We start from the raw sequence: 13398 nt of genomic DNA on the forward strand, positions 1-13398 counted from the left end.
CCCCCTATACAATAAAAACCGAGCGTCATTTCCACTCGGTTTTCATCAATAAACTTATTGCGATAACTCTACTTCTTTTATTTTCTCTTTCATTCTTGCTTTATCACGATTTAAAATCTCTTTTAAATACTTACCTGTGTATGAGCGCTCTTCTTTCACTACTTGCTCTGGCGTTCCGGAAGCAACGATTTGTCCACCTTTATCTCCGCCCTCTGGTCCAAGGTCAACGATATAATCAGCTGTTTTAATTACATCTAAATTATGTTCAATTACAAGTACCGTCTCACCGCTCTCAACAAGACGTTGCAGCACTTCTAGAAGACGTGCAATATCATGCGCATGCAAACCAGTCGTTGGCTCATCTAAAATGTATAACGTACGACCTGTAGAACGACGGTGTAATTCAGAAGCTAATTTCACACGCTGTGCTTCCCCACCAGATAATGTTGTTGCTGGTTGACCTAATTTCATATAACCAAGCCCAACATCTACAAGCGTTTGAAGTTTACGCTTAATTTTAGGAATATTGGCGAAGAATTCTACTCCATCTTCAATTGTCATCCCTAACACTTCAGAAATATTCTTATCTTTATATTTCACTTCTAACGTTTCACGATTATATCGTTTACCGTGACAAACTTCACACGGAACATACACATCTGGTAGGAAATGCATTTCGATTTTAATAATTCCATCACCACGGCACGCTTCACAACGGCCACCTTTTACGTTAAAGCTGAAACGTCCTTTTTGATATCCGCGCACTTTTGCTTCATTCGTTTGTGCAAACACATCACGAATATCATCGAATACACCTGTGTACGTCGCTGGATTAGAACGTGGTGTACGACCAATTGGTGATTGATCAATATCAATTACCTTATCTAAATGTTCAAGACCTTTAATCTCTTTATGAGTACCTGGCTTCGCTTTCGCTTTATATAACTTTTGAGCTAACGATTTATATAGTACTTCATTAATCATCGTACTTTTACCAGAACCAGATACCCCTGTTACCGCTACAAACGTACCGAGTGGGAATGACATTTTCGCATTCTTTAAGTTATTCTCTTTTGCGCCGACAATCTCTACTTTACGTCCATCACCTTTACGTCTTTCAAGTGGAACTGGAATAAACTCTTTACCACTTAAATACTTCCCTGTTAATGAATTCTCATCTTGCATAACTTCAGCCGGCGTCCCCGCTGAAACGACCTGTCCACCATGAATACCTGCACCAGGCCCTATATCAAGTAAATAGTCAGCAGCCATCATCGTATCTTCATCATGTTCAACAACAATTAACGTATTGCCTAAATCACGCATTTCTTGCAATGTACGAATAAGACGATCGTTATCACGCTGGTGTAAACCAATTGAAGGCTCATCAAGAATATAAAGTACGCCAGTTAGACGAGAACCAATTTGCGTCGCTAAACGAATACGCTGCGCCTCACCACCTGATAAAGTTCCTGCGGCACGACTTAACGTTAAATAATCTAAACCAACGTTCACTAAGAACCCAACGCGCTCCTGAATTTCTCTTAAAATTAAATGAGCTATTTTTTGTTGCTTCTCCGTTAGCTCTACATTCGAGAAGAATTCTTGTACTTCTTGAACTGAATACTTCGTTACGTCAGCAATCGTTTTATTGCCAACAAATACAGCTAAACTCTCAGGCTTTAAGCGTCCACCTTTACACTTTGGACAAGCTTGTTCTGCCATATACTTTTCCATTTGCTCACGAATGTAATCAGAACTCGTTTCACGATAACGACGTTCAATGTTTGGAATAACACCTTCAAATAAAATCTCATTTTCCTTTACTTGACCAAATTCATTTACATAGCGGAAATAAACTTTCTCTTCCCCGCTTCCGTACAACACTTTATCAAATAAATCTTTCGGTATATCTTTTACAGGCATATCCATATCAACGCCGTAGTGATTACATACAGATTGTAAAAGTTGTGGATAGTATTGTGAACTTGTCGGTTCCCAAGGTGCAATCGCATGTTCATTTAATGATAAATCCCAGTTCGGGATAACAAGCTCTAAATCTACCTCTAGCTTTGAACCAAGTCCATCACAAGAAGGACATGCTCCGAACGGACTATTGAATGAGAACATACGCGGCTCTAATTCTCCAATTGAAAAACCACAATGCGGACAAGCGTGATGTTCACTAAACAGAAGTTCCTCTTCTCCCATAACATCGATTAACACTCGTCCCCCGCCAAGCTTTAATGCACTTTCAAGTGAATCAGCAAGACGGCTTGCGATCCCTTCTTTTACAACAATACGGTCAATTACAACTTCAATGGAATGCTTCTTGTTTTTATCTAACGCAATATCTTCAGATACATCAAGCATTTCACCGTCAACGCGAACACGAACATATCCTTGCTTCTTAATATCTTCAAGTACTTTTACATGCGCACCTTTACGCCCAGAAACGATAGGCGCTAACACTTGTAATTTCGTACGTTCAGGATATTCAAGAACACGGTCTACCATCTGCTCTACTGTTTGTGACGTAATTTCAATGCCATGATTCGGACAAATTGGCGTACCAATTCGTGCAAATAATAAACGTAAGTAATCATAAATCTCCGTTACCGTTCCAACAGTTGAACGTGGGTTACGACTCGTCGTTTTTTGATCGATTGAAATTGCTGGTGACAATCCTTCAATCGTGTCCACATCCGGCTTATCCATTTGTCCTAAAAACTGGCGCGCATACGCAGATAATGATTCTACGTATCTGCGCTGCCCTTCTGCATAAATCGTATCAAATGCTAATGATGATTTCCCCGAACCAGACAATCCCGTTACAACGACAAGCTGATTTCTCGGAATGGTTACATCAATATTTTTTAAGTTATGTGCTCTAGCACCTTTTACAACGATAAAATCCTTGCTCTTACTCACTTTTTTCACCCTTCCGCTTTTAATTCTAATAGTAAATCTCTTAGTTCAGCTGCACGCTCGAAGTCTAACGCTTTTGCTGCTTCTTTCATCTCTGCTTCCATCTTCGCAATTGTCTTTTCGCGCTCTTTTTTCGTCATTTTCTTAGCAGGAGTTGCTTCGTATGTTTCTGTCTCTTCAGCAGCTGTCGTTGCACGGATAACATCACGAACGCCTTTTTGAATCGTTTTCGGCGTAATACCATGCTCTTCATTGTAAGCTTCTTGTATACTACGACGACGCTTCGTTTCTTCAATCGCAATTCCCATAGATTTTGTTATACGATCTGCATACATAATAACGCGGCCGTTTTCATTACGCGCGGCACGACCGATTGTTTGAATTAATGAACGTTCTGAACGCAAGAACCCTTCCTTATCAGCATCTAAAATAGCTACAAGTGATACTTCCGGAATATCTAATCCTTCTCGCAATAAGTTAATGCCGACAAGTACATCAAATTTACCGAGGCGAAGATCGCGGATAATTTCAATACGTTCTAACGTTTTAATTTCAGAGTGAAGATAGTTAACTTTAATTCCTACATCTTTTAAGTAATCCGTTAAATCCTCTGACATTTTCTTCGTTAAAGTCGTAATTAATACACGTTCATTTTTTGCAATACGATCTTGAATCTCTCCTAATAAATCGTCAATTTGCCCTTCAATTGGTCGTATATCAATTGGTGGATCTAAAAGCCCTGTTGGACGAATAATTTGTTCTATTACTTCTGGCGACTGCTCTAACTCATACGGTCCTGGCGTTGCTGAAACATAAATAACTTGATTCGTTTTCTCTTCAAACTCATCGAATGTGAGCGGTCTATTATCTAAAGCTGACGGCAGACGGAATCCATGATCCACAAGCACTTGCTTACGCGCTTGGTCCCCGTTATACATCGCTCTTACTTGCGGTACTGATACGTGCGATTCATCCATAACGATTAAGAAATCTTTCGGGAAATAGTCTAATAGCGTATACGGCGTTGCCCCCGCTGGACGAAGTGTTAAATGACGGGAGTAGTTTTCAATACCTGAACAAAATCCCATCTCGCGCATCATTTCTAAATCATAACGTGTACGCTGTTCTATACGCTGCGCTTCTAACAACTTGCCGTTATCATTTAATTCCTTTAAACGCTCTTCTAATTCTTTTTCGATATTTTCAATAGCGACCTTCATCTTTTCTTCACGTGTAACGAAGTGAGATGCTGGGAAGATTGCTACATGATCACGTTCTGCTAATACTTCACCTGTTAACGCATTTACTTCACGAATACGATCGATTTCATCACCGAAAAATTCGATTCGAATACAATGCTCATCAAGTGATGCCGGGAAGATTTCAACTACATCTCCTCGCACACGGAATGTACCACGCTTGAAATCAATATCATTACGTCCATACTGTACATCAACAAGTTCACGAAGCAATTGATTACGGTCTTTTTCCATACCAACTCGAAGCGAAACAACTAGCTCGCGGTATTCTTCTGGAGAACCTAAGCCATATATACACGAAACACTCGCAACGATAATTACATCGTCCCGTTCAAATAATGCAGACGTTGCCGAGTGACGCAATTTATCAATTTCATCATTAATCTGCGCATCTTTTTCAATAAACGTATCTGTTTGTGGTACATACGCTTCTGGCTGATAATAATCGTAGTAACTAACAAAATATTCAACTGCATTATTCGGGAAAAAGTCTTTCAACTCACTATATAACTGCCCTGCTAACGTTTTATTATGAGCCATAACAAGTGTTGGCTTTTGCACTTCTTTAATGACATTTGAAATCGTAAATGTCTTACCCGTTCCTGTTGCTCCAAGCAACACTTGCTTTTTCTTTCCACTATTAATTCCCTCTACAAGCTTCTCTATAGCTACCGGCTGATCACCTTGCGGGGAATACGCTGAGACAATTTCAAATTGACGTTCCAAGAAAATCCGACCTCCTCATAAAAATCTGTATTATTATTTTACCACGAATACCTATAAAAAACCTAAAAAAACGAACAGATATTCGGTAAAGTTTTCGACAATATACACATAGAAAAAGGAAGGAGTAAATACTTCCTTCCTCTACTAACTCTATTTTTTTGATACATATACTAAGTCATATCCATTGCGTCCATCTTCATTCGTACAATCTGTTAACCGATAAGTACTTTCTGATTCGCGCTGCTCTTTAACAATACTTTTACAACTATCTTTATGTAATCCTTTATGGTCACCAGCAAACTTGTCTTGTCTACTATCTAACACATAAAGGATATCTTTCCCACTATGCTCTAACGTTTGAAAAACCGGGTCACCTTCATCGGTATACTGTACAATTCTTATTTTATCAACTTCCCCTTGATCAACGTTCATAACGAACTGTTCGAATTTATCTAGATTGGAAGTTCCTACTCCCTTTACAATGACATCATTCTTCTTATCAATTGTAGTGCTAGATGGTGAACATGCTACTAAACTAAAGAGAAATAGACATATACAGCTGATTCTTTTTCTATTGTCATCCTCTCCTATAAAAATTATTTGTATACCAGAAAAGCTACTTTCAACTATGAAAGTAGCTTTTCTTTTCCTTTCTCCTTCTTCGGAAAAATCACATATGAAAATGAAATTGCTGTATCAACTAAAAATACAATCGCCCACACTTGGCTCACGCGACTTGCAGCTTTATTTAAAACGATTCCCGATTCTAACCAATTACCCCATTGTTCAAATGGAATAAATCCATACGCGAAGAAAAAGAATATGTGCACACCAACGAATAAAACAAGATGTAATACCCAATTTTTTATTTCCTGCTTTGCATAGGCCATGCCTGTTAATTCTACCTGTTCTTCAATAATAGGCGCCGGTTCATTACGCCATTTCGCAACTGATTTTTGTGCAAATATATCAAGCTTCTTCAAATCCTTTTTCCCGTAGAAAACTGCATACAATAAAATAATTACAGTAATAATTTGAAAGTTAGAGAACTTTCCTGTTTGATAATAGTCCACTACTCCTAAAGTTAAAATAAACACTTCATTTACGAGGAGTACAATTCCGATAATAAAACTCGCCTTTTTCAAACGGAATCCGTAGCGAAGTAAAAAGAAACCGATAGCTGATAACCAAAATACAATTTCTGCCCCAATTAAAAAATACCAACGATATTCTGCGAGTATACTCATTTATCCTTCTCCCTTTCATCATAAATACGAAAAGCCTCATCCATATACACTAAAAGTTCTTCTTCAATTGGATACATGCTCATTTTCTGTGAATCTTCCTTCGATTTTCTAACTTCCCATAACTTATCTAAAAACGCTTCATCACCATTGGCCATTTCTAAACACTTCTGCATTAATCTCTTTATTGCCCCTTGTACTTCATCACTAGCAGCTTCTTTACCGTCTTTCATAAAAGTGCGTAATTGCTTTAATAAATCTACCCATTCTAAAACATTCGGATCTTCCTTACTCATGTTTGGTAAATTATGAAGCAATTTTTGTTCTTCCTTTGAAAACACTTCATTTTGAAATATTTCACGTATACGAGAAGACTGCTTCGAAAGCTGAATCAGTTCAAACATAACTTTCCAATCGAGTTCTCCCTCCACATCTACCGAATAAACAACTGCTTGTAAAACACTCTCCATTCGATTAAATTTCTTTTGTTCTTCCTGTACAAACCGAAGTTGTTTTTCAAGCGAATTTTTTAAATCCAGCTCACCTTTTACTAACATATTCGCAGTTTCTTTTAATGAAAATCCCATTTCTTTTAAAAATAAAATTTGTTGCAAACGAATAACGTCATTTTCACTATATAACCGATGTCCACCCTCTGTTTTTCCGCTCGGCTTTAATAAATCTATTTGATCATAATAACGTAGTGTACGTACTGTAACCCCTGTTTCTCTCGTAAATTGTTGTATTGAAATCACTACCCTCACCTCTTCCCTTTCATTATAAAAGATGACGTTACGTAACTTTCAAGCGTTTTGTAAAAAAAATACAAAAAGCTGTTTATACAAAATGTATAAACAGCTTTTATGGAAATAACCCCTTTTGTATGGCGCGCCCACAAAATAAAATAAGTGCTCCAACAACAACACTCGTTGCCGTTTTATGATAATGGGCTAATAATAATAAATAATACGATAAACCTACAGTACCAATCATAATACAAATGCTCGGCACTGGATTACGAGAAAAGTTTTGCATTCCCCAAAGAAGCGAAAATATAGCTGTAGCGACACATAACACCGGTAATCCCATCCCAGTTCCCCTTTTTCTATCTATTATTCCTTGTTGCTAACACACTCGTTGATGCGATACTAATTAATACACCAAAAATAGCAATATATAATAGCTCAGTTACATGTACTGCTTGCCTATCTAAATACTTATTTACACAAAGATACATAATAAACAAGAAAACGAAGCTTGTAATACAAATCATAAAATATGACTTCATCTTGTTCACAACTCGCTCATCAATTGATGGTACTCCCTCTTCTTTCAAACGCTTCTGCTCTTTATATTCCGAAATTCCATATAAAATGACTAGCGCTACATTCGATATAAAAATAGTTCCCCACGAAATACTTAAAATCATTAAACTCGTATTTAAAAGAATTCCTGCTACAAGCAAACTCTCTACGAATCTCATGACCTCTCTTACTCATACATGATCAGCCTCTTTTCGATTTCTATATTTCCACTTCGGCCAATAGTTCACAAGAAAATACCCCCACTGCCCTAGTACAAATAAAACAAACGGCATACCAGCATTTCCATCAACAATTAAATTATATAAACTCCATATCGCTAAACTAATCGTAAAAAATAATCCTACATATTTAAACGCTTTATCTGACTGAAATCTCTCAAACTCATCCTGCATTTTTTATTCCCCCTATCGCTATGCTCGTTTTCCTACCATTTCTCTCCCCTTACTCCAGCGTAAATATTTCCTCCACCTTCACTCCAAAATATTTGGCAATTTTTAAAGATAACTCTAGACTCGGATTGTAATGATGATTTTCAATCGCCACTATCGTCTGCCGCGTCACTTGCATCGCCTTTGCCATTTCAACTTGCGTTATATGATGTTGCTTTCTTAACTCTTTTATTTTATTTTTTACACCCATAGGATCCACCTTCAAAAGTAAAGATATCTTTACTTGAATTATAAATATTTTCCAGTTACAAGTAAAGATATCTTTACAAATTTTAGAAAAACATTTCATTGAACATCTACTCTAACAAAGTACAAGAGTAATTCAATTTATATCAGCGATTTTTTAAATATATCAGCGCAACTTAAATTATATCGGCGATTTCCCAAATATATCAGCGCAACTCCATTTATATCGGCGATTTTTCAAATATATCGACATCCGTAGCGCTACTATAATCATAAGAAAAAGCTGTCCCCAAATACCTTCGGGAACAGCTTTCTCCTCTACTACATAAATCCTAACGCATATACAAGAACGTATCCAAGAACCGATAAGCAAACCGAGCCAATCAGCCCTGCCACGAATGCTTTACTTCCTAATTTACGGAACGTTTTAAACTCTACATTTAAACCGAGCCCTGCCATCGCCATTGCGATAAGCATGTAAGCAAGAACAACAATGTATCCCGCAACAACTTCTGGAATAATCCCGAGTGAATGCACTGCACTCATCGCTAAGAACCCGAAAATGAACCATGGTATTGGAAGTTCGCGCCACGATTTCTTTTCTTTGCTACCTTCACTCTTACCAAACCATAGACCAATTAAAATCGCTACTGGCACAAGCATTGCTACGCGCGTTAACTTCACAATAACTGCGATGTCTACAGCAGTACTTCCTCCTGGCGCCGCAGCTGCGATGACATGAGCGATTTCATGAAGCGTCGCACCTGAGAATACACCATAACCGTACGGAGATAAACCAAGCACTGGATATAATAACGTATAAATAAGCGTAAATATGGTACCTAAAATCGCGATGATTGCTGCCCCAACTGCTGTTTCATCGTCCTTCGCTTTCACTTGCGGTGCAATTGCCACGACCGCGGCTGCGCCGCAAATTGCCGTACCGCATGCTGTTAAAATCCCAAGTTTCTTTTCTACTTTAAATACTTTCGTTAGTCCGTATACAACAAAAATAGTAAATGTAATAACAACCGCCGCGATGACCAATACTTTCGGTCCCGCCTTCGCAATATCAACAAGATTTAATCGCATTCCAAGTAAGATGATCCCAAAGCGCAGCAACTTCTTACTCGCAAAGTTCGTTCCTGCTATCGCATCGTGAGGAACTCCAATTGCAGCGCGCCAAACCATCCCAATTAGAATAGCAATTACTAATTGTCCCATAATATTTAAAAATGGAAGCTCTGCTAAATATTTCGCGGCAATTGCGATTAATAATGTAATCCCAATTCCTTGCGAAAATCCAAAACGCTTCTTCTTTTGTATAACAAGTGTTTGTTCCATTTTGAACCACTCCAATAATCGTATTGGAACATGCATGTTCTTTCTACTTACATTATAAGAGAGTTTCTATAATAAGTTTAATACCAATACCAAATCTCTATCATCAGAAATACTTATGATAAGATGATAGAAAAAGAAAGGAGCCCATTATATGAACGTAGACATTTTAAAAATTTTTGTTACTGTCGTTGAACAGAAACACTTCTCCCGTGCAGCAGAATTATTAAACCTTTCACAGCCTGGAGTAAGTATGCATATACGCAACTTAGAAAACGAATTTGGCACTACGCTTATTCAACGCTCCCCGAAGCACGTCCAAGTTACTGAAGCTGGAAACATATTATATATACATGCAAAGCAAATGCTCTCTCTTTACGAAGATGCTAAACAAGAAATTAATGAACTACATAACGTTGTAACAGGAACACTTCGCATTGGTGCTAGTTTTACAATTGGCGAATACTTACTTCCAAAAATACTGGCTAACTATGCGAATGAAAATCCACACGTCGAAGTTCATACTTTCATCTCAAATACAGAAGACGTTTTGCAAAGCCTTCGCTCTAATCAAATTGATATCGGCCTAGTGGAAGGACAAGTCGTATACGCCGACGTAGATGTTGAAACATTTATGCAAGATGAAATGAAGCTCGTCGTCCCGCCAAATCATCCATTACTCCGCACAAATGAAATAAATGAAAGTACACTCCAAGATCAAGTATGGGTATTAAGAGAAAGTGGTTCTGGTACACGCGCTTATAGTGACCGCTTTATTCATCAACACCATTTAAAAATGAAACGATTCTTTACATTCAGTAGTATCCAAAGCGTAAAGGAAGCTGTTAGTGCCGGGCTTGGCATCGCTATCCTTTCTGATTGGACTGTACGGAAAGAGCTATTAGCAAAAGAACTATTCCACGTCGAAGTTCCAAATGAACAACTAATCCGTCCGTTTTCCATCGTGCGCGGTAAATATTTCATTCCATCTAAAGCCATTCAAGTGTTCTTAAATCATGTAGATTCTTTTGCGAAAAAACAGAGTTGACCTTCACATTAGTGTGAAGGTTTACAATACATGTAAAAGGAGTGAAATACATTGCGAATTGGAGAATTATCAAAAGAAACTGGCGTTAGTGAAAGATCACTAAGACATTACGAAGAAAAGGGCTTACTCCCTTCTAAGCGCCTTGCAAATGGCTACCGTGATTTTGATGAAAGTGCCATCGAAAAAGTGGAGCTTATTCAAATGTACTTACAAATTGGCTTAAATTTAGAAGAGACGGCAAGGATGTTGCGCTGCCTTGAAATTGAACCGCACCTGTACGACAATCCGTGCAGCAGTATCCTTACGCTTTACGAAGATAAACTCAATGAAGTAACAAAGCAAATCACATTACTTTCCAACATCCAAACGAATTTGCAAAAACACGTTTCACTCCTAAAACATGCAAAAGAAAAGGAATGATTACATGTTTGTTATACATGGCAGTTCAAGACAAAACGGAAATACAGAAGCTTTAACACATATGATGATAGAGGACATTGAAACAGAACAAATTTATTTGCGTGATCATACCGTCTATCCTATTACAGACCAACGTCATGATGCAGAAGGATTCCAATCCGTAAATGATGACTATGAGCAGTTAACCAAACGCATGCTAGAGCACGACACGATTATCTTTGCTACACCATTATATTGGTACGGAATGAGTGGACATATGAAAAACTTTGTTGATCGCTGGTCACAAAGCTTGCGCGATACATCTCTTCATTTCAAAGAAAAAATGAAAGGCAAAAAAATGTATGTTGTCATCGTTGGCGGGGATAATCCAAAGCTAAAAGCATTACCGCTTATTGCTCAATTCCAATATATCTTTGATTTTGTTGGTTCTTCATTTGAAGGTTATGTTATTGGAGATGCGAATGGACTGGATGAAATTAAAAACGATGCTGAGGCGCTGGCAAAAGCACAATTGTATAATAATAAATTCAAAAATAGCGAACAGAAATAAGTTTGACAAACCCTTTTGTATGCGCATACAATAAAAGTAATATTATGAAAGGAAGGTACTTTGACCAATGAAGTTCTAATTCTCTTATTTATTTCATCCATCACAAATAGTGAACAAAAATGATGAAAACTAGCAGGGGATTAGTCTGTCCATTTGTCGATACTTTCTTTCGAAACGATCATGTAAAAAATCGTTTATTTATGTACGATTTTTTACATACAAGGGCGACGTTTATCCTCTCTAGTGAAACTAGGGAGGTTTTTTTATGACTATTTTATTCGCACGTAATATTGAAAAGAGCTTTGGTGATCGCACACTATTTACATTACCATCACTGGAAATTCAAGCACAGGATCGCATAGGAATTGTCGGAGTCAACGGAGCTGGTAAATCTACGTTATTACAAATATTAAGTAAAGAAATAGAAGCTGACAGAGGCATAGTAACTCATCATAGTTCTATCGCCATCATTCCTCAGCTCAGCGAAGAACTACCAGAAACCGCTTCTTCTCTCGCAAAAGGAAAATGGAGTATTTCAAACGTTACCGACGCAATGAGCGGCGGTGAACGAATGCGACTAAAGATTGCGCATGCTCTCGAACAAAATGCAGGCATTTTATTCGCTGATGAACCAACAAGCCACTTAGATATGGTCGGTACAGAGCAATTAGAAAAGGCACTTTCATCTTATAAAGGGGCACTTGTTTTAATATCGCATGACCGTGAATTTCTAGATAATATATGTACCAAAATTATTGAAATTGAAGACGGTATTATTCAAGAGTACAAAGGTAATTATTCAAACTATCGAAAACAAAAAGAACGTGAACGAATACAAAAACAAGCAGAATATGAGCAATATATACAAGAAAAAAATCGTTTAGAACAGTCCATTCTACAAAGAAAGCAACGTGCTTCTAACATGACAAAAATCCCAACACGGTTCAGTTCATCTGAATCTAGACTTTATAGGTTAAGTGGGGCTCATGGCCAAGAACAGGTTAGTAAAGCAGCAAAAGCATTAGAGACACGTCTCGAAAAACTAGAAAAGAAGGAAAAGCCAAAGGATCTTTCTCAAGCTCAATTTGACGTGCAATACCATACACCCATTCATAGTAAGGTGGCAGTACAATTCAATAAAGCAACAAAGAAAATAGGCGACCGTATACTATTTAAAAATATGAATGGAACTATTGCCCCTGGTGCAAAGCTTGCCGTTTTAGGGGCAAATGGAAGCGGCAAAACCACTTTGTTCAACATGCTTCTCACAAACGAGCGTGGCATGCAGCTATCGAAAAGTTGTAAAATTGGATACTTCGAACAAACATTATCTATTTTAAAAACAGATAAAACCATTTTAGAAAATGTTCTAGAAGAAACAAACTATACAGAAGCATTCGTTCGCACAATACTTGCACGACTTCTATTCCGCCGTGAGGATGTTCATAAACCTGTGCACGTTCTAAGCGGGGGTGAACGAATGAAGGTTGCACTCGCAAAAGTATTTTTAGGAAACTATAATATGCTTCTGCTAGATGAACCGACAAACTATTTAGACTTAGCGACGCAAGAAGAATTAGAAACCATGTTACAAGAATATCCTGGCACAATACTTTTCATTAGCCATGACCGTGCCTTTATTCGCTCTGTTGCAGACCATATTCTACACGTAGATGAGAATGAACCAAGAATCTTCCACGGTAATTACGAGCAATACACAAAAAGAACCACCGGAGATTCTGTAAACGTTACTGAGCAAGAAATGTTACGATTACAAACAAAATTAACAGAAGTCATCGGCCGGATTTCCATTCCAAATCATCACGATGACATCACATCTCTCGAACAAGAATACGCAAAATTATTAACTCAAATTCAAAAATGTAAAGAAGCACTCTAATGTCTTCCCTATATATCGACGG

The 13398-nt window shown here is 37.8% G+C and carries 14 protein-coding genes; 4 read left to right on the plus strand and 10 right to left on the minus strand.

Annotated features, from left to right (window positions below; translation table 11 throughout):
* Positions 1-54 precede the first annotated feature (54 nt).
* The 10 genes from uvrA to NST90_RS24520 form a co-directional block, all read right to left on the minus strand.
* The gene (gene uvrA, locus NST90_RS24475) at positions 55-2931 is read right to left on the minus strand and encodes an excinuclease ABC subunit UvrA (RefSeq protein ID WP_000045561.1); all 2877 of its coding nucleotides are present in this window, start codon (positions 2929-2931) and stop codon (positions 55-57) included.
* Between the two features lie 5 nt (positions 2932-2936).
* Complete coding sequence (gene uvrB / locus NST90_RS24480; RefSeq protein WP_000441059.1) at positions 2937-4913, minus strand: excinuclease ABC subunit B; 1977 nt, start codon at positions 4911-4913, stop codon at positions 2937-2939.
* A gap of 150 nt (positions 4914-5063) precedes the next feature.
* On the minus strand, positions 5064-5504 hold the full coding sequence (locus NST90_RS24485; RefSeq protein ID WP_071732338.1) for a DUF4362 domain-containing protein: 441 nt from the start codon (positions 5502-5504) through the stop codon (positions 5064-5066).
* 35 nt (positions 5505-5539) lie between these two features.
* Entirely contained in the window at positions 5540-6160 is a 621-nt protein-coding gene (locus tag NST90_RS24490; protein WP_076875996.1) for a hypothetical protein, read from the minus strand.
* A complete protein-coding gene (locus NST90_RS24495) occupies positions 6157-6912 on the minus strand; it encodes a MerR family transcriptional regulator (protein WP_139338522.1) in 756 nt (251 codons plus the stop codon). The genes NST90_RS24490 and NST90_RS24495 overlap by 4 nt, the downstream gene beginning before the upstream one ends.
* A 106-nt stretch (positions 6913-7018) precedes the next feature.
* Positions 7019-7246: a hypothetical protein gene (locus tag NST90_RS24500; protein WP_000524139.1), complete on the minus strand. Its 228-nt coding sequence runs from the start codon at positions 7244-7246 to the stop codon at positions 7019-7021.
* Between the two features lie 16 nt (positions 7247-7262).
* Positions 7263-7640, minus strand: a complete 378-nt coding sequence (locus NST90_RS24505) for a hypothetical protein (protein WP_049108173.1) — start codon at positions 7638-7640, stop codon at positions 7263-7265.
* Between the two features lie 12 nt (positions 7641-7652).
* Positions 7653-7874 carry a hypothetical protein gene (locus NST90_RS24510; RefSeq protein ID WP_048558326.1) on the minus strand — a complete coding sequence of 74 codons (222 nt, stop codon included), beginning with the start codon at positions 7872-7874 and terminating at the stop codon, positions 7653-7655.
* 49 nt (positions 7875-7923) lie between these two features.
* A complete protein-coding gene (locus NST90_RS24515) occupies positions 7924-8121 on the minus strand; it encodes a helix-turn-helix transcriptional regulator (protein WP_000538359.1) in 198 nt (65 codons plus the stop codon).
* Positions 8122-8438: 317 nt separating this feature from the next.
* Entirely contained in the window at positions 8439-9461 is a 1023-nt protein-coding gene (locus NST90_RS24520; RefSeq protein WP_000438432.1) for a YeiH family protein, read from the minus strand.
* A 151-nt stretch (positions 9462-9612) separates the two neighbouring features.
* Here NST90_RS24520 and NST90_RS24525 point away from each other — a divergent pair, with 151 nt between their 5' ends.
* From NST90_RS24525 to abc-f, 4 genes are all read left to right on the plus strand, one after another.
* Complete coding sequence (locus tag NST90_RS24525) at positions 9613-10506, plus strand: LysR family transcriptional regulator (protein ID WP_001099987.1); 894 nt, start codon at positions 9613-9615, stop codon at positions 10504-10506.
* Between the two features lie 51 nt (positions 10507-10557).
* Positions 10558-10926, plus strand: coding sequence for a MerR family transcriptional regulator (locus NST90_RS24530; RefSeq protein ID WP_001219205.1), 369 nt, complete (start codon positions 10558-10560; stop codon positions 10924-10926).
* Between the two features lie 4 nt (positions 10927-10930).
* Complete coding sequence (locus tag NST90_RS24535) at positions 10931-11476, plus strand: flavodoxin family protein (RefSeq protein ID WP_000497611.1); 546 nt, start codon at positions 10931-10933, stop codon at positions 11474-11476.
* Between the two features lie 265 nt (positions 11477-11741).
* Positions 11742-13376 (plus strand): ABC-F type ribosomal protection protein, encoded by a 1635-nt coding sequence (gene abc-f / locus NST90_RS24540; protein WP_016123767.1) that lies wholly within the window; start codon positions 11742-11744, stop codon positions 13374-13376.
* The last annotated feature ends 22 nt before the right edge of the window (positions 13377-13398 follow it).

Source organism: Bacillus sp. FSL E2-8900, assembly GCF_037966225.1.
GTDB lineage: Bacteria > Bacillota > Bacilli > Bacillales > Bacillaceae_G > Bacillus_A > Bacillus_A cereus.